The sequence below is a fragment of the Occallatibacter sp. FHG110214_02 genome (assembly GCF_059115385.1).
Genome location: NZ_JBZYWK010000004.1, coordinates 24,986 through 42,110 on the forward strand (window position 1 = coordinate 24,986; position 17,125 = coordinate 42,110).

General features: G+C 57.2%; 18 protein-coding genes. 10 read left to right on the top strand and 8 right to left on the bottom strand.

Annotated elements, in window-relative coordinates:
• Positions 1-13: 13 nt before the first annotated feature.
• On the bottom strand, positions 14-721 hold the full coding sequence (locus tag AC5S3R_RS05180) for an acyloxyacyl hydrolase (protein ID WP_494265882.1): 708 nt from the start codon (positions 719-721) through the stop codon (positions 14-16).
• Positions 722-893: 172 nt separating this feature from the next.
• Positions 894-1,634: a YebC/PmpR family DNA-binding transcriptional regulator gene (locus tag AC5S3R_RS05185; protein WP_494265884.1), complete on the bottom strand. Its 741-nt coding sequence runs from the start codon at positions 1,632-1,634 to the stop codon at positions 894-896.
• Between the two features lie 161 nt (positions 1,635-1,795).
• On the opposite strand from AC5S3R_RS05185, the gene AC5S3R_RS05190 reads away from it, so the two are divergent.
• The 3 genes from AC5S3R_RS05190 to AC5S3R_RS05200 all read left to right on the top strand — a co-directional run bounded on the left by AC5S3R_RS05190 (position 1,796) and on the right by AC5S3R_RS05200 (position 5,440).
• On the top strand, positions 1,796-3,130 hold the full coding sequence (locus AC5S3R_RS05190) for a multicopper oxidase family protein (RefSeq protein WP_494265886.1): 1,335 nt from the start codon (positions 1,796-1,798) through the stop codon (positions 3,128-3,130).
• 164 nt (positions 3,131-3,294) lie between these two features.
• On the top strand, positions 3,295-4,101 hold the full coding sequence (locus tag AC5S3R_RS05195) for a hypothetical protein (RefSeq protein ID WP_494265888.1): 807 nt from the start codon (positions 3,295-3,297) through the stop codon (positions 4,099-4,101).
• A 61-nt stretch (positions 4,102-4,162) separates the two neighbouring features.
• A complete protein-coding gene (locus AC5S3R_RS05200) occupies positions 4,163-5,440 on the top strand; it encodes a glycosyltransferase (RefSeq protein WP_494265890.1) in 1,278 nt (425 codons plus the stop codon).
• Here AC5S3R_RS05200 and AC5S3R_RS05205 read toward each other — a convergent pair.
• The 4 genes from AC5S3R_RS05205 to mazG form a co-directional block, all read right to left on the bottom strand.
• On the bottom strand, positions 5,437-6,387 hold the full coding sequence (locus AC5S3R_RS05205) for a DUF2076 domain-containing protein (protein ID WP_494265892.1): 951 nt from the start codon (positions 6,385-6,387) through the stop codon (positions 5,437-5,439). The two genes, AC5S3R_RS05200 and AC5S3R_RS05205, sit on opposite strands and share 4 nt — an antisense overlap.
• Before the next feature lie 208 nt (positions 6,388-6,595).
• Positions 6,596-7,720, bottom strand: a complete 1,125-nt coding sequence (gene menC / locus AC5S3R_RS05210) for an o-succinylbenzoate synthase (protein ID WP_494265894.1) — start codon at positions 7,718-7,720, stop codon at positions 6,596-6,598.
• Positions 7,721-7,751: 31 nt separating this feature from the next.
• Positions 7,752-8,570 (bottom strand): GNAT family N-acetyltransferase, encoded by an 819-nt coding sequence (locus tag AC5S3R_RS05215; RefSeq protein ID WP_494265896.1) that lies wholly within the window; start codon positions 8,568-8,570, stop codon positions 7,752-7,754.
• Positions 8,567-9,502, bottom strand: a complete 936-nt coding sequence (gene mazG, locus AC5S3R_RS05220) for a nucleoside triphosphate pyrophosphohydrolase (protein WP_494265897.1) — start codon at positions 9,500-9,502, stop codon at positions 8,567-8,569. Before mazG ends, AC5S3R_RS05215 begins: the two co-directional genes overlap by 4 nt.
• A 106-nt stretch (positions 9,503-9,608) precedes the next feature.
• Here mazG and AC5S3R_RS05225 point away from each other — a divergent pair, with 106 nt between their 5' ends.
• Positions 9,609-10,250 carry a hypothetical protein gene (locus AC5S3R_RS05225; protein WP_494265899.1) on the top strand — a complete coding sequence of 214 codons (642 nt, stop codon included), beginning with the start codon at positions 9,609-9,611 and terminating at the stop codon, positions 10,248-10,250.
• A gap of 80 nt (positions 10,251-10,330) precedes the next feature.
• Positions 10,331-11,191 carry a prepilin peptidase gene (locus AC5S3R_RS05230; protein ID WP_494265901.1) on the top strand — a complete coding sequence of 287 codons (861 nt, stop codon included), beginning with the start codon at positions 10,331-10,333 and terminating at the stop codon, positions 11,189-11,191.
• On the opposite strand, the gene AC5S3R_RS05235 is transcribed toward AC5S3R_RS05230, so the two are convergent.
• On the bottom strand, positions 11,192-11,947 hold the full coding sequence (locus AC5S3R_RS05235) for a tetratricopeptide repeat protein (RefSeq protein WP_494265903.1): 756 nt from the start codon (positions 11,945-11,947) through the stop codon (positions 11,192-11,194).
• 103 nt (positions 11,948-12,050) lie between these two features.
• On the opposite strand from AC5S3R_RS05235, the gene AC5S3R_RS05240 reads away from it, so the two are divergent.
• From AC5S3R_RS05240 to recR, 5 genes are all read left to right on the top strand, one after another.
• Complete coding sequence (locus AC5S3R_RS05240; protein WP_494265904.1) at positions 12,051-12,482, top strand: SET domain-containing protein; 432 nt, start codon at positions 12,051-12,053, stop codon at positions 12,480-12,482.
• 189 nt (positions 12,483-12,671) lie between these two features.
• Positions 12,672-14,720 (top strand): DNA polymerase III subunit gamma/tau, encoded by a 2,049-nt coding sequence (dnaX, locus tag AC5S3R_RS05245; protein WP_494265906.1) that lies wholly within the window; start codon positions 12,672-12,674, stop codon positions 14,718-14,720.
• Positions 14,721-14,737: 17 nt separating this feature from the next.
• Positions 14,738-15,064: a YbaB/EbfC family nucleoid-associated protein gene (locus AC5S3R_RS05250; RefSeq protein ID WP_494265908.1), complete on the top strand. Its 327-nt coding sequence runs from the start codon at positions 14,738-14,740 to the stop codon at positions 15,062-15,064.
• Positions 15,065-15,073: 9 nt separating this feature from the next.
• Positions 15,074-16,006 carry an MBL fold metallo-hydrolase gene (locus AC5S3R_RS05255; protein ID WP_494265910.1) on the top strand — a complete coding sequence of 311 codons (933 nt, stop codon included), beginning with the start codon at positions 15,074-15,076 and terminating at the stop codon, positions 16,004-16,006.
• A 14-nt stretch (positions 16,007-16,020) separates the two neighbouring features.
• Entirely contained in the window at positions 16,021-16,620 is a 600-nt protein-coding gene (gene recR, locus AC5S3R_RS05260; RefSeq protein ID WP_494265914.1) for a recombination mediator RecR, read from the top strand.
• A gap of 18 nt (positions 16,621-16,638) precedes the next feature.
• Here recR and AC5S3R_RS05265 read toward each other — a convergent pair whose 3' ends face one another.
• A complete protein-coding gene (locus AC5S3R_RS05265) occupies positions 16,639-17,106 on the bottom strand; it encodes a hypothetical protein (RefSeq protein WP_494265916.1) in 468 nt (155 codons plus the stop codon).
• Between the last annotated feature and the right edge of the window lie 19 nt (positions 17,107-17,125).

A 17,125-nucleotide genomic window follows, 5' to 3' on the forward strand; every position in this document is an offset into this window, starting at 1 on the left:
AGTCCCTGCCTTTCTACTTCCAGAAGGTGTAGCCTGCCTGGATTTGGATGCTGGCGTTGACGCCGGGATTGCGGTCGCCCAGCGAGGAGGACGAGATGTGCACAGCGTTAACACCGAGGTCGATGGAGCGGCGCGGCTTTACGAAGTAATGCACACCGACTCCGCCTTGCGGGGTGAAGTTCCAGACGGAGGTTCCGCCGGGATCGCCGTGAGGAAAGAGGATGTCCGGTGGGAACTTGTGGGTGGTGTAGACGAGGCCGCCGGCGGCCTGGAACCACGGCTGAATATGGCGCGAGCGGGTCAGGAAATTCCAGCGGAAGATGACGGGCGTAATGGAGACACCGGTGTAGTGGCCGCCACCTACGGGCTCGGGGCAGATGCCGGGCTGGTCGTTGCTGAGGACGCAGTTGTAGTTTTCGGTGTGCGGGGAGGGTGTCCATGCTTGCCAGAGGGGCATAATGTTGCCGGCGAACTGGAACTGGCCGCTGACGATGCCCGCATGGATGACAGGGGTGATAACTTTGCCGACTTCTACGCCGCCCTGCAGGAAGTTGAAGTCCGAGCGGTCGCCGATGCCTTTTTCATAGGCCACAAAAGGGGCGATTTCCCAAGGGCGCGTGTTGCGAACTTCCGCAACGGGGTTGACGGCCTGCGCGGTGAGCTTGAGAGCGCCGGTGGAGAGGATGAGAAGCGCAAGAAGGAGTTTCGTGAATCGGGTCAATGTGGTTCTCCGCAAGAGTTCCAAAAGCATATCTCAGAGGCTATAAAGCCCCTGTCATTTTTGTTGTTGCTATTGTCAGGGCTAAAGCCCTGACCTACCAGCCCCGTTTGCAAATTACGTAAAAAGGCCGCCTTGATGCAGGCGGCCTTCTCTTCTTGGGTTGAAGAACTGGCTAGCCTGCTACCTCTACTTCGTCCATGTCGAAGTTGGAGTAGACGTTCTGCGTGTCGTCGTAGTCTTCGAGGGCGTCGAGGAGGCGCATCATGGCGGCGGCCTGTGCGCCTTCAAGCTTGGTGTAGGTGCTGGCGATCATGGTGACTTCGCTGGCTACCGTGGGAATATTGGCGGCCTTGACGGCTTCCGAGACGGCTTCAAAGGAAGCGGGATCGGTGAGAATTTCCCAGGATTCGCCTTCGTCGTTGAGGTCTTCGCCGCCGTGCTCAAGGACGATGTTCATGAGCGTCTCTTCGTCGGCTGCGCCCTTCTCAATGGCAATGAGGCCCTTCTTGGAGAACATGTGAAGCACGGAGCCCGTGGAACCGAGGTTGCCGCCCTGCTTGGAGAACATGTGGCGGATTTCGGAGACGGTGCGGTTGCGGTTGTCGGTGAGTACATCAACGACAATAGCAACACCGCCGGGGCCGTAGCCCTCAAAGGTGATTTCTTCGTAGTTGACGCCTTCGAGTTCGCCGGTGCCACGCTGAATGGCGCGCTTGATGTTGTCGGCGGGCATGTTCTCGGCCTTGGCAGCGAGAACAGCGGTGCGAAGGCGCGGATTGCCGTCAGGGTCTCCACCGCCATTTTTGGCGGCGATGGTGATTTCCTTGATGAGGCGGGTGAAGATCTTGCCGCGCTTGGCGTCCAGCGCGCCCTTCTTGTGCTTAATTGTGGCCCATTTGGAATGGCCGGACATGGGAAAACCTCTGAATCGTGTTGTAAGTGGAACAGGGGCGCGGGTTGGCGCCGACGTTGTAAGTATATCAGTTAGGGACGAAAGACGAGTGACGAAGGACGAGAAGGGCTTCGCGGGGGGACAATGAAACCATGCGATCTTCGCGGAGAGAGTTTTTAGGATTGGGTGTCCGGGCAGCGGCGCCTTTGGTACTCATGGGGCGGGATGCGCTCTGGGCACAGGCTGCGAATGTTTCGGCGGCGGACTACTCGATTGAGATTGCAGAGACGGAGTGGGAGATTGCCCCGAAGCGCGTGATTAAGACAGTGACGTATGGCGGGATGGCTCCGGGGAAGCTGATTCGGGTGCGTGAGGGGCAGCGGGTGGCGGTGGAGATTGTGAACAAGCTGGCTCGGCCTGAGATTGTGCATTGGCATGGGCAGTGGATTCCCTCCGATGTGGATGGGGCTATGGAAGAAGGGACGCCCATGTGTCCTGCCAGCGGCTCGCAGCGCGTGGAGTTTGTGGCGCGGCCTTCGGGGATGCACTGGTATCACACGCATACTGCTGCAGGGCGGGATTTGAAGCGGGGACTGTATTCCGGGCAGTTTGGGGTGCTGTATGTGGAACCGAAAGAGAATCCCGGTGCATATGGCCGCGAGGAGTTTGTGGTTTTGCATGAGTGGGAGCCCTATTTTGTATCGAGTGATGATGGGGCGCAGGAGGTTCAGTATCGCTACGGCTCCGTGAATGGGAAGATGCTGGGGGCGGGTGAGCCTATTCGCGTGAAGACTGGGGAGCGCGTGCTGCTGCATGTGCTGAATGCGAGCGCTACTGTGACGCATTGGGTGGCGCTGGCGGGACATTCGTTCCGGGTGGTGGCGCTGGATGGACGGCCTGTACCTACGCAGACTCGCGTAAATGCACTGCGGCTTGGACCCGCGGAAAGAGTTTCAGCAATAGTGGAGATGAATGCCCCCGGAGTGTGGGTGATGGGCGAGGTGGATGCGAAGCTGCGCGGCGCGGGGATGGGTGTGGTTGTGGAGTATGCGGGGGCTTCCGGAGCGGCACGTTGGATGGAGCCCGGTTCCCTGCACTGGGATTATGCGGCGTTTGGAGATGCGGTGGTGAAAGAGGTTGCAGCGGATAACACAACGCCGATGATCTTCACATCGAAATTTAACGGCCATGGAGCCCTGAACAAGTGGATGATTAACGGGAAGTCGTTTCCGGAAGATTTGGGATTGAAGCTGGCTCGGGGAAAACGGAATCGACTGGTTTTCGATAACAAGAGCATGGATGATCATCCGGTGCATCTGCATCGCCATGCGTTTGAGTTGCGGCGCGTGGACGGACGGGCTACGAGTGGCGTCTTCAAAGATGTGGTGATTGCGAAAGCGAACTCGCTAACGGAAGTGGATGTGATTGCCGATAATCCTGGAAACACACTCTTTCACTGTCATCAGCAGGATCACATGGACCTGGGGTTTATGACTGTGTTTGAGTATGGCTCCTAGCCTGATGGTGGGCTTGATGGTGGACTCAACGAGAGAGAAGCATCTGACTCTTCATTCCATATGGAAGAACAGCTACGCTCAGGATGAGACCACTCAATTCTGCATGAAGTGTGCATCATGCACAGGATGACAGACATTTCACTTCGTTTGATTTGGGAGACCCATTGAAATCCTCATTTTTACGTTTAGCTCTGCTTTTCTGCTTGATGGGCGCGGCGACGGCGACGCACGCGCAGGGAAATTATGAGATCCAGGTGTATGGAGCGGAAACGGTTCCCGCAGGCAGCACGATGGTGGAGATGCACTCGAATTTCACGGCTGTGGGGCATCCGATGATGGATGGCGTAGCAGCAACGCATCATGCGGAGCATGAAACGCTGGAGATTACGCAGGGCTTGAATGATTGGGCTGAGGTTGGCTTTTACGTTTTTACCAGCGAGCAGAATGGCATGGGCGTGCAGTGGGTGGGCGATCACATTCGTCCGCGGGTACGCGTACCGGAAAACTGGCGGTGGCCGGTGGGGGTGAGCCTTTCTACCGAGGTTGGTTATCAGCGGGCGCTGTTTGACCAGGACACGTGGACGTGGGAGATTCGTCCGATTGTCGATAAGCAGTCGGGGCGGTGGTATTGGGCGATTAACCCTGCGCTTGAGAGGTCGTGGCATGGGCCGGGCGTGGGTGAGGGCGTCGGGTTTGCTCCAAACGTGAAGGTGAGCTACGACTTTACGAAGAAGGTTACGGCGGGGGTTGAGTATTACGCGGATTATGGGAATATTGCCGACATTGCTTCGTTACATGACCAACAGCAGCAGATTTTTGCAGCTACGGATTTGAATGTTTCACCGAAGTGGGAGATTAACGTTGGCGTGGGGATTGGGGCCACGTCTGCAACGGATCACTGGATGGTAAAGGCGATTGTGGGGCGGCGGTTTGATTGGGGGAAGAAGCAAAAGACAGGGAATAGGGAGTAGAAAATAAAAGCAGATTTTTCCCTTCGCCGGGAAGCGGCTACGATCATCCTTGCGGAACACTATGCCGGATCCACTACTCAAACGACGTGTTCTCTTTGCCAGTATTGGCTCGCTGGGTGATCTGCATCCTGTCTTTGGGCTCGCGTTGGAGATGAAGCTGCGCGGGCATTTCATTCGCATTGCGAGCACTCCGTATTACCGCGAGAGGGTAGAAGCGCTGGGGATGGAGTTTGCGCCACTGCGGCCTGCGTGGGACCCAACGGATAGCAATCTGATTGCGCAGTTCAATGACATTCGGCGCGGGTCGGAGAAATTGCTGCGTGAGGGTGTGCTGCCATATCTGCGCGAGACTTATGACGACCTGCTTGCGGCTGCACAGAATGTTGATCTGATGATTGCGGGAGAACTGGTGTGTGCGGCTCCTCTGGTTGCGGAAAAGCTGCATCTGCACTGGGCATCGGAGATTCTGTCGCCGTGTACTTTCTTTTCTGTTTATGATCCGCCGGTGCTTCCGCCTGCGGAAGAGCTGGAGTATCTGCGATGGACGGGGGCGGGAGTTCATCGCATGATGTTACGGCTGAGTGCTGCCGCTACCAATCACTGGTGGAAGCCGGTTCGGGAGCTGCGGCGCGAAGAGGGATTGGGGCCGGGAGTTCATCCTCTGCTGAGCGATAAGTTTTCTCCGGAGCTGGTACTGGCGATGTTTTCGCGTTCGCTTGCCGAGCCGCAGCGGGACTGGCCTGTGAATACAGCGCAGACGGGGTTTGTGTTTTATGACAAGACAGATGGGCAGGAACAACTTTCGGATGAGCTGATACGCTTTCTTGCCGAAGGCGAGCCTCCGATTGTTTTTACGCAGGGCTCGACGGCGGTGTTTTCTCCGGGGAAATTTTATGAGACCAGTTTGGCAGCGGCGAAGCGCGTGGGGCGGAGAGCGCTGCTGATTGGCGCGGATGACGCGATGCACACGGGCGACCCGGACGTAGTGATTATTGGATATGCGCCTTATTCGCTGGTGTTTCCGCGATGTGCGGTGATTGTGCACCAAGGCGGTGTGGGTACAACAGGTGCGGCGATGCTGGCAGGAAGGCCAATGTTGATTGTTCCCTTTGGATGGGATCAACCGGATCAAGCGGCCAGGATTACTCGAATTGGAAGTGGGCTCAGGATTGCGCGTAAGAAGTACTCTGCGGAGCGCGCGGCTGCAGCGTTGCAGAGGCTGATTGCGGAAGAAAAATTTACGGCACGGGCTGCTGAGATGCAGAAACAGATGCAGGCGGAAAGCGGTGCCGTTTCCGCCTGCGATGCTGTGGAGCAACTGCTTATGCGGCTTAGCTAGAAGCTGCTGTTGTCGTCGAAATTGCTTGAGTCATCGTAGCTACCGGTGTCATTGAAGCTGTCGGTATCATCCAGCTCGCTGTTGAGGCCAGGGTCGGCGAAATTGTCGCTGCCGGTGTCGGCAAATCGTGCGCCTTCGTGGTGCGAGTGTTCTTCACCGCCAAAACCTGTGTCGAAACTGCCGTCGTGGTGTTCGTGCTCGCGTTCCCGGTCGTCTCCGTAATAGTTGTTGATGACTTCTTCTACGGGTCGCTGGCCGCCGTAGCCACCATCAAATCCGCCCAGGCCGTAACCTCCACCATGATGGCCTCCGAAACCATGAAGCAAAGACTCAACGCCTTCTACGGCTAGAGTTCCGGCGGCTACACCTGCTGCGGTTTGCATAGCTCCCTGAAGAAAACTGGGCTGGCCACCCATGACGACGGGACCGCCCATCATTGGACCTCCCATTGGCATGCCGCCCATGGGGGGTGCGGGAATGTATTGCGGCTGTTGATATTGCTGTGCCGGAGGAGCGTATTGCTGGACCGGCTGATAGGCCGGGGCAGACTGCTGGTAGCCGGATTGCGGCACGGGCTGGAACTGCGACTGCGGTGGAGGTGCGCCGGGTTGAGGGTTGCCGAAGATGCGGCCAAGGAAACTGCCTGATTTGGCGGGCTGCTGCCGCTGCTGGACCTCCTGCTGAAGCTGGCCGATTTCCTGCTCATCGGCTTCAAGCTGCTGCTGAAGCTCTTCGATCTGCCGTTCGAGATCGGCGATGTGCGAGTTGGCCTGCTGGAGAGTGATGTCCTGGATGAGCACGGTTTGCGCGAAGATGTAGAGCGCGTCGGGGTTTTTACCCAACTCTTTGCCTAGAAAGGCTTCGGCTTCAGGATCCTTTTCGGTAAGCCTGGTCTCGTTGATGCGCTGGGCTAGCTGCTCTAAAAGCTGCTGTTCTTGAGGTGTCACTTCTATATTCCTCCGGCAGATGCTGACTTGCTGCGCAATCTGCCTCTCCGGATTGAGACGCGGATTGGCGGGGAAAGTTGCACTGCCGTTTGTAGTGTACGGATTGGGCGGGTATTTGTTCCGTGGAATAGGAACGAGTGACAAAGGATGAAGGACGAAAAAACCGCAAAGCTCAGACTCTGTGCATGTTCTCTTCGTCCTTCTTTATTTATGCAGTGACTAGAGCGCGGACGGTTTCTTTGCGGACGGTCAGCTTTTCTATGAGATCGTACTTGACTTCATAGCCTCGACCGGGAGTGTCAGGGATAGTGATTTCGCCTTGGCTGCTCACTGTAACCTCAGGCTCGATGATGTCTTCCTTCCAGTAACGCTTGGAGGCGGAGACGTCTCCGGGGAGGGAGTAATTTTCGAGACTGGAGATGGCGATGTTGTGGGAGCGGCCGATGCCGGATTCGAGCATGCCTCCGCACCATACGGGGATGCCGCGTTCCAGCGTGGCGTTGTGGACGGCGATGGCTTCCGAGAATCCGCCGACACGGCCCAGCTTGATGTTGATGATGCGGCAGGACTCCATCTCGATGGCAGCGAGGGCGTCACGACGGTTGCGGATACACTCGTCGAGGCAGATAGCAGTTTCAAGGCGCTTTTGCAGGATGGAGTGGTAGTAGAAGTCATCGTGCCACATGGGCTGCTCAATCATGAGCAAGTCGAACTGGTCCCATGTTGCGATGTGGTCGGCGTCGCGCAGGCGGTAGGCTGAGTTGGCGTCGCAGCTCAAGGTGATGCCGGGATAACGATTGCGGACCTTCTCAAAAACTTCAACATCCCAGCCCGGCTTGCACTTGAGCTTGATGCGCTGGTAACCGGCGGCGAGTTCCTTTTCGATGACGTCGAGCAACTCGGGAATGGATTTCTGAATGCCGAGGGAGACACCACAGGGGATGACGTCGCGGACGCCGCCGAGGAGACGTGCAAGCGGAATGCTTTCGCGCTGGGCTTCGAGATCCCAGATGGCGTTTTCAAGCGAGGCCTTGGCCATGCGGTGGCCGCGAACCTGCTGGAAGAGGTCAGGCATTTCGCCGCCGTGCTCGACAGTTTCCGCTGCGGCCAGCTTGGGACCGAGTTCACGCAGCAGGACGTCCCATGCGCCGTCTGTATATTCCTCGGAGAAGTGGGGGTGCTCGCCAACAGTGCACTCGCCCCAGCCGATGAGACCTTCGGAGCGGACTTCGGCGAGGAGGACGCGGCGGTCGCGTGTTACGCCGAAGCTGGTTTCAAAGGGACGTACTAGGGGGATGTGCAGTTCGCGGAGAACAATGCCATCTATTTTCATGGTATGGATTTTTCCTTTTGCGTCTTACGTCTTAGATGCCAGTTTTTACCTGAACAAATGGGGCTAACTCGAACGTTCCATTTCCCTGAGTGTCGCGTGTGAAGCTGACTACGGCGAGGCCCTGGGAAAAAGCCTGTTGGAACCTGTGGCGGTTCTCTAACTGAACCTGGGCTGCGAGGTGGCGGGTGGCGTCAGAGGCTTTCCAGTCATAAATGGAGGCCGGGACGGTGATACGCTCTTGAATATCGAACAGCTCGCGGGGGCCGGAGTTCAGTATTTGCGTGACGTGAGGTGAATCCAGATACCACTCGGCAACGAGACGGTCTGTGGGCAGGCCGCCTTGCAGTCGAGAAGAGGATACACCATAAAAATCGGCATGGTAGGTACGAATTATTGCGCCGAGCTTGTGGATATTGAGAAAAGCGTTCTTGATTTCGAGAGGGTCGAAGGTCCATTCCATGCGGCGGATAGCGCGGGAAAGGGCTTCTTCACGCTGGACGAGCTTGAGGCGGGCGCCGAGGCCGCGGTTGCGGTATGCGGAACGGACGGCCAGCATGTGGGAGTGGATGTAGTATCTGTCGCCAGGGGTGTTGGGCGGTTTAATGCCGGGAATGCCCATGGCGTAACCGATTAAAGAGGCGGCACTTCCATGTTCGGGTTCGCCGGGAAGGCTGGTGTCGAAGGCTCCGATGACCTGGCCACCGATTTTTTGCGCCAGCATGAAGGTGCGGTTGGGAATGAGGTCTGCCGGGTCGTAGCCCCAGGTTTCCACCTGGAGCTGGACGCAGGCTTCAAATTCGTCACGGCCCTGGCAACTGCGGATTTGGATGGCGTCTTTCTGCTGGCTCATGGTTTTGGGAGTGCCTTGCTGGCTAGGGTCTTTTTGGCTCCGGCCCATAGGGATTCGAGTTCGTCCGGGGTCAGGTCTTCGAGAGGCCTGGAGGCGGTTCGCTCCATTTCCGCAAAGCGCTGGCGGAAGCGGAGATTGGTGCCACGGAGGGCCATTTCGGGGTCTACGCGGAGATGGCGGGCCAAATTAACGGCGGTAAAGAGAATGTCGCCGAGTTCGGATTCGATGGCCTGCTTATCAGCCGGATCTGCGGCAGCTTCGGTTTCCAGTTCGGCGGTCTCTTCGGCAATTTTCGGAAGAAGCCCGCGCCAATCCGGCCAGTCAAAGCCGGATTTACCAGCCTTAGAACCGAGCTTGGCGGCCTCTGAGAGGGCGGGCATAGCCCGGGGAACTTCGTCGAGGCGGGATTGGCTAGCTGGGGCCGGTTTTGCAGCCTTTTCCGCAGCCTTGATTTCGTTCCAGTTGCGGAGGACTTTTTCGGCGCTGTCCGCGTTGGAATCTACGGGGGCGTTGTTGCCAGCAGCGCGGGAGGCTTCCTCTCCGAAGACGTGGGGATGGCGGCGGATTAGCTTCCGGTTCAAGTGATTGAGAACGTCCGCGATGGTGAAATGGCCTTCGTTGGCGGCTATTTCGGAGTAGAAGAGGACTTGCAGCAGGAGGTCGCCTAGTTCTTCGGCGAGGTGCAGGTAGTCGCGACGCTCTATGGCGTCAAAGACCTCGTAAGTCTCTTCAAGGGTGTACTTACGGATGGAGTCGAGGGTTTGGGCCTGGTCCCACGGGCAGCCATTGGGAGCGCGAAGGCGGGCCATAATTTCGACGGACTGCGCGAAGAGGTCTGCAGATTGCGCAGGGTTGGATACAAGAACGGACTCCTGCGCGGGAGCGCTTGGAGGCTGGTTGGACTGCTTGGGCGCGGAATCCATCTTGTTCATTTTAACGCGATATGGTCAAAACGGTTTGCACGAGGCGGAACTATGATTCCGAAACATGCGTAGCTGTGGTGCGGTTTCTGATTGAGAGCAACGAGGAAGAGTACGCGTGTTTACAGGACACTACGGGGCTGCGTTTGGGCTGAAGGCTGCGGAGAAGCGGGTTCCGCTGTGGGTGCTGTTTGTCGCCGTGCAGGCAATTGATATTGCGTGGGCGATGCTGACGTATTTTGGCATTGAGAAATTCCGGATTGTGCCGGGGTTTCTGGCACTGAGTTCGCTCGATTTGTATTACATGCCGTGGACGCATGGGCTGGATACGGTGCTGCTGTCGTCCATACTCACGGCGGTGGCTTACCGGCTGGCAAGGCCGAAGGATGGATGGGCCACAGCGTGGACCGTCGGCGGGGCGGTATTTTCGCATTGGGTGCTGGATTTGCTGGTGCATGCCCCGGATTTGCCGCTGATTGGAAACCAGTACAAGGTAGGATTTGGGCTTTGGGGATATGCCGTTTTGGGAACCGTGCTGGAGGCCGCCGTCCTGTTTGGCGGGTTGGCAGTTTATCTGCGCAGAATTCGGAAGGGACGTCTGGGCTTCGTAATTTTCGCGATAGTTCTGGAAGCGGTGCAACTGGTGAATAACTTTGGTCCGCCACCGGGCGATTTACACGGAGAAGAGCTGCTGGCACTGGTGTTTTATTTTGCTCTGGCAGCGGTGGCCTGGTGGCTGGAGCGCATAGCGACCTCGTGACAGAACCAGCAAACTGCTTGATGCGATAAGCGGTTCCGTGAGTTGCAGCGTCTTAGGAACGTATACTCACCTTCTGCACGATGCGAATTTTTGGGACAGTTTTAGCCGGACTGCTGGGGCTGGCATTTGGAAGCTTTTTGAACGTTCTGCTGAGCCGCTGGCCAGCGGGCGAGAGTGTGGTCATGCCGCGCTCGCATTGCCGCGCCTGCGGACGGACGCTGACCTGGTGGGAGAATGTGCCGGTTTTGAGCTGGCTGGCGCTTGGCGGCAAGTGCCGGACATGCGGCGTTCGGATTAGCGTGCGATATGTGGTGGTGGAGGCCGCCGTTGGCGTGCTGTGGGCAATGCTGACCTGGCGGTTTTCCTATGTCATTCACTGGCGGGGTAGCTACTTCGACATTTCCATCGCCAGCACGCTCGGCAGAATGGCGCTCTGCTGGCTGCTGGTCGCTCTGGCGGCGTTGGATGCGGAACACCTGTGGCTGCCGGATTGGCTGACGATACCGGGAACGGTGCTGGGGTTTGTGCTGACAACGACGCTTTCTCCGCTGGACCGCTCGTGGTGGCTGCAGGGTCTGACAGCGCGGCTGGCGGCATGGGAGGCGCTGGTGGCAGTTGTGCTGACGTTCTTCCTGGTGCTGGCGATTCGGTGGATCTACTGGCTGGTTCGGCGTAAAGAGGGGTTGGGGCTGGGCGATGCGAAGCTGATGGCGATGCTGGCCGCGTGGCTGGGGCTGCCGGGAGCGTTGCTGGCCTTCTTTCTTGGCGTTGTGATGGGAGCGCTGGTCGCAGTGGGAATGCTGTTTATTCCCCGCCTGCGAAATCAAAACTGGGGAGCGCAGAGATTGCCTCTGGGAACATTTCTTTCCCTTGGCGGCATTGTGAGTGTGCTCTGGGGAAACAGCATCATTCACGCCTACCTGCGCTGGGCAGGTTTCTAACTACTTCTGTGGCGTGGCATTAGCTAGCTCCGGTTCTTTGAGCAGCTTCTTGGCTTCCTTGGCATGCTTGTTTGTCGGATCGTAGTCGATGAGCTTTTGGTAATTTTGCTTGGCGTTGGCGTAGTCCTTCAGGTTGCGCTGGGTTTCGGCAAGGCCCCAATAGACATCGGGGTTTTCGGGGTCGAGGACCAGGGCTGATTGGAAGCGTGAGAGAGCGCCCTGAAAATTGTGCGTGCTCAGGTAGTAGTTGCCTACGTCGAGGTCACTTTCTGATGTTTCCTGCTTGGCTTCTTCCGGGGTTTTACCACGGTTGAAGAGGCCGGGAACCTTTTTCGGCTTGTCATCAGCTGCGTGATGCGGCTGCGTTGTGTCTACTGCCGGCTCGTTGGCAATGTCGGGCATGTGCGCGAGGGCCGCAGCGCTGGACGAGCTGGAAGAATCACCATCAGCAGCGGTTCCAACAGAGGTTGTTTCGTCAGGAGAGCGAACAGGGTCGGCGTCCCCTGAGGGCAACGGGGGCGGCGGCGTGTTGTCGGCGGCGGCTGCAGCAGGCGCGCCACCGTTACTGGGAACAACAGGCACGTTGGAGGTATCTTCAGGAAAGTCCAGATTGCTGGCAGGCTTGGCGGGAGCAGGTTGCTGTTGTTGGTTGACAGGCTTTTGCTGGTTCGCCTGAGCCTGAATTCCTTGCCCCGTTGCGACGAAAAGTGCCAGTGCGGCGAGGATCATTATGCGAGTTTGATGCCGCTGGTGCATTCCTGCCTCGATTGCTCCTTTTCAACAAGCCCTTCAATGTTAGGATGCCTTCCAGAAGGTCTCTTCCAACCGAAAAATCACCTAAGGAAAGCATCGCATACTTATGGCACTCATCGTTCGCTCGTCCGCTATTCACGCCGCCGGCTGCTACACCACCACCCGCATCACGAGAGGCCGCCGGATTGCGGAATATACGGGCCCACGCATCAGCAAAGAGCTGGCCGACGAGCTTTACCAGGACGCGCCGCTTACCTATCTCTTTGGACTGGGGCGGGGCGACATTGTTATAGACGGGCATTGCACGGCAATGTTTATCAACCATAGCTGCACGCCCAACTGCGAGACGGAAGTGGTAGAGGGGCGGGTGTGGATTAAGGCGCTTCGGGAAATTCCCGCAGGCTCTGAGATTACTTACGACTACCACCTGTATGACGGCGATGACGATGAGCAGCTTTGCAACTGCGGAACGCCTAAGTGCCGGGGGACGATGTTTTCGGAAGAGGAAGTTAAGAAGAGGAAGAAAGCTAAAAAATAGGGACGAGTGACAAAGGACGAAAAGGCTGCTTGGGAAATTCCCGGCGGCCTTTTTTCATTCGGCTAAAGCTCCTTGCGCTGAAAGGTAGAGACTAACCGGAAAAATGTATTTTCGTCCTTCGTCACTCGTCCTTCGTCACTATCCGCGCCACCTTATACAATCCACTAAGAGACATTGAGGAGCGTGGGAATGGGTTATCAGGTTCTGGCCAGGAAGTATCGTCCGCAAAAGTTTGCCGATGTGGCGGGCCAGGATCATGTGACGCGCACGTTGCTCAATGCCTTGCAGCAGGGGCGCATTGCGCATGGCTACATCTTCAGCGGCCATCGTGGCATTGGTAAAACCACAATTGCTCGCATTCTTGCATCCGCGCTGAACTGCCGCACGGCGATTGGCTCAGCAGAACGCCCTACTCCGGAACCTTGTCTCGCTTGCGATTCGTGCCTTGAGATTCGTCAGAGTAATGCTGTTGACGTGATTGAGATTGACGCGGCGACGAATCGCGGCATTGATGAGATTCGCGAACTGCGAGATGCGGCGCGGTACTCGCCTGCCAGAGACAAGTACAAGATTTACATTCTCGACGAAGCGCACCAGATTACCGAAGCAGCGTTTAATGCCCTGCTGAAGACGCTGGAAGAACCACCGTCGCATGTTGTGTTCATGATGGCGACGACGGAGCCCGAGAATATTCCGCAGACAATTCGGTCACGGTGCCAGCACTTCAGCTTTCATGCGGTGAAGTTTGAGGACATTCTTGCGCAGCTACGTGGCATTGCGACACGTGAGCAGGTTGAGGCGGAAGATGCTGCCCTGGCGTTGCTGGCTGAGGCTGGGGATGGTTCGATGCGCGATGCGCTTTCCATCATGGACCAGGCGATTGCTTCGGCCCCCGTTGAAAATGGCAAGGCGGTGTTGGCAGCCGCGCAAATTCGCGACCTGATGGGCTCAGTTCCGAATGCTGTCTTTGAGCGGCTTCTTGAAGCAGTTTCAGCGGGCCAAGGCGCTTCGCTGATGGAGCAGTTGCATGTCCTGCTGAACGCGGGGCACAGCCCATCGTCGCTGGCGCGACAGATGGCTCGCTACCTGCGCAATGCCCTGATGGCCAAGCTGGGCGGTGAGCAGACGGAGCTGTTGCAAATTTCCGGTGATGAACGGGCGCGTGCGGCGCGCACTGCTGCATTGTTTACCGAAGAAGAGCTTACGCGGAATCTGCAGATTGTGTTGCGAACATTTGATGAGCTGAATTACCGGCAGGAGCAGCGATTCCATTTGGAACTGGGCCTGATGAAGCTGGTACATGCGCAGAGGCTGTTGCCGCTGGAAGAGTTTTTGAGCGCTGCTGGTGCTGCGCGCGCGGCGGGCCCAGGCATTCCTGCGCGGACAGCGGGTGTATCAGCGAGTGCGCCGGCGAAACCAGCCTCAGCGCCTCCTTCACGGCCTGCAACTGCTGCTCCTGCGGCTCCGCCGAGCGCTGCGCCTTCCCTTTCGCCGTTTGGTGGAGGCGGAAACTGGGGTGGTGGACCGACGATTAAGCAGAGTGCAGCTTCCGCGGTTGTTGCTGTTGCAAAGGAGCCTGCGGTAGAGCCTTCGCGTGCGCCGATGCCCTTCCTCGTGGGTGCGGCTGTGCCTGTTGAAGAGCCAGTTATAGTTCCAGTGGTCGAGACCAAGGCCGACGAGACAGTGGTGGAAGAAGAGCCAGTCGCTGTTGCCGTCGAACCTGTTGCGCCCATTGCGTCTGTCGCGGTCCCCGAGCCTGTTGCAGTTGTCGCAGTGGAAGAACCTGCCGAGGCTGTTGTGGTTGAAGAACCTGTTGCTGCTGATCCTGCGCCATTAGTGTCTGCTGCAGGCGCTGTAAGCGTAGATGTGCTGCGGGATGGCGTGGTACGGGCACTGGCCGAGGATGGGCATGGCTCTGCTTCCATGCTGCTTGGTGCGGGCAACTGGATTCTGGATGCTGCGAATTTACGCATTGAAGTGGCAATGGGCAAGAAGATGATGGCCCTGACCTTTAACGCAGCGGCAGAAAAAATCATCCGCGCGGAGCTTGCAAAACTCGGCGGACCAGCGCGGTTCATGGTAGTTCCTGGAGAAGGTATGACCGCAGGCGCAGTAGCTGCCGCGGCTCCCATCAAGGGAAGCATTCAGGAAGAGGCTTTGAATAATCCGCTGGTGCAGAAAGCGAAGGAGATTTTTAACGCCGACGTGCGCAGCGTAGTCGATTTGCGAGCGAAGTAAGTTTGGAGATTCCAGAGATGATGAATCCGTTGAAGATGGCTGAAGCGCTGAGCCAGGCAAGCAAGATGCAGGATGAACTGAAGAAGAAGCTGGAGCAGACGATTGCTGAAGGCTCAAGCGGCGGCGGTGCGGTGACGGCTACGGTGAATGGCCAGAAGCAACTGCTGAAGATAAAGATTGATCCTTCTGCCGTGGCAGGATTGAGCGGTTCGAGTGCCGACGTGGAGATGCTGGAAGACCTGATTGTGGCCGCGGTGAATGACGCAGGACGCAGAGCCGAGGATGCGATGAAGACTGCGATGCAGGGCGTGTTGGGTGGATTGAATATTCCGGGGCTGGAATAAGGAGAGGCGATGGATCGCAGGGGATTTCTTGGGTTGAGCGTAGCGACGGGGGCCGCAACGCTGGTTCCGCGATGGATGATGGCGCAGGCTGCTCCAGACCGCGCTACGCAGATGCGGACGGCTGCGGCAAGCACGCCAATCAAGACGACGAAGCTTGCAGGCAACGTATATCTGCTGCAGGGTGCGGGTGGAAACATGGTGGCGCAGACAGGCCCGGATGGAAAGCTGCTGATTGATTCGAGTTTCTCCACGGCGACTGCAAAGCTGAAGGCTGCGCTCGATGCTTTAGGGAACGACCCGGCGAGCCTGCTTATTAATACGCACTGGCACATTGACCACACGGACGGTAATGCAGGAATGCACGAGGCCGGGTTTCGCATCCTGTCGCATGTAAAGACACGTGAGCGGCTGTCGAAGCCTTCCGTGCTGCAACTGTTCAACATGCACTTGCCTGCTGCTCCGGCGGCGGCGTTGCCTGTAATGACGTTTGATGATGAGATGAGCATCTGGCACAACGGCGACCAGTTGAAGCTGGGACATTTTGCGCCGGCGCATACGGACTCGGACATCTTCATCCATTTTGCAAATGCCGATGTGCTGCATGTGGCGGATACGTGGTTCAACGGGATGTATCCAATTATTGATGAGGGGACGGGCGGCAGAATTGACGGAATGATTCACGCAAATGAGCGTGCTCTGGCGATGGCCGGAACGCAGACGAAGATTGTTCCGGGGCATGGAGCGCTGGGAACCAAGGCGCAACTGGAGCAGTTCTGCGATATGCTGCGCGGCGTGCGCGAGAAGGTCGCAGCGTTGAAGAAGAGCGGAGCCACCGAACAGGAAGCGATTGCGAAAAAGCCTACGGCGGAGTTTGATGCGGTTTGGGCCAAGGGCGCGCTGACTCCCGATGTGTTTGCGGGAATTGTTTACAGGACGATTTGAGCTGAGGGTCTAACGTGTCACGTTATGCGGAGCCGATGGCGCGGCTCATTGAAGAACTGAAGAAGCTGCCGGGAGTGGGCACGAAGAGCGCGCAGCGGTTTGCGTTCCATTTGCTGCGCGGGTCCGATGAGGATGCGCGTGCGCTGGCAGAGGCTGTCGAGGGGCTGAAGGCAAGTCTGCGGCTTTGCTCCATCTGCAACAACGTTACGGATGTTGACCCATGTGTTTATTGCGCGAGCCCGGCACGGAACCAGCGGATGGTTTGTGTTGTTGAGGAGCCTACCAGCATTGCTTCGGTGGAGCGGACGCGAGGATATAACGGGGTTTATCACGTCCTGCATGGAACGCTTTCTCCGCTGCATGGTGTGGGGCCGGAGCAATTGCGCGCTCAAGGGTTGGTGCAGCGTGTGGAGAGTGGCGGGATTGATGAGGTGATTCTGGCTACGAGTCCTACGCTGGAGGGTGAGGCTACGGCAGCTTGGTTGGCTTCGGCATTGAAGTTGAGTGGCGTGAAGGTTACGAGGATTGCGACCGGCGTGCCTGCTGGAAGTGATATTGAGTATGCGGATGAGGTGACGATGGCTCGGGCTATGGAAGGGCGGCGGGAGCTGTAATAGTTCGTAGACAGGAAACTAGCTGCGATTGCAGGCCTCGATCAGCGAGGTCCAACGAGTTCCCCAAACAGCAATTTCGTAGTGCCAGTGCCTGTCATCGGGATTGAAATCGATCAAGAAACCTTGCATTCGATCTTTTGAAACAAGCATGACCGAGTCTCCATCAAGGCTAATCATCGATTTCCAATGCCTGAGAAGATTAGAAACATCTATTTCAACAGCGCCACAGATTTCGCTCTGTTTTGTCAGCAAGAATGCAGTCTCACCCTGAAGAGAAAAAGATAAGCACTCCAGCACCGGAAATATATTTGCGGCCTCTGTCTCGCTAAACATATATCTATAGCTCGATTCTGCTCCTACAACTGCCTGACCATATCCTTCGCTGTATATTTTCCAGAGTAAATCTGTCTCAGGCAGAGATTGAAGGGCATCCCTTTCCACGGCACACTCTAATGCCCTTGAAAGTGAGGTCAGGAACGATGGCATAACCACCTTTCCGCGGTTT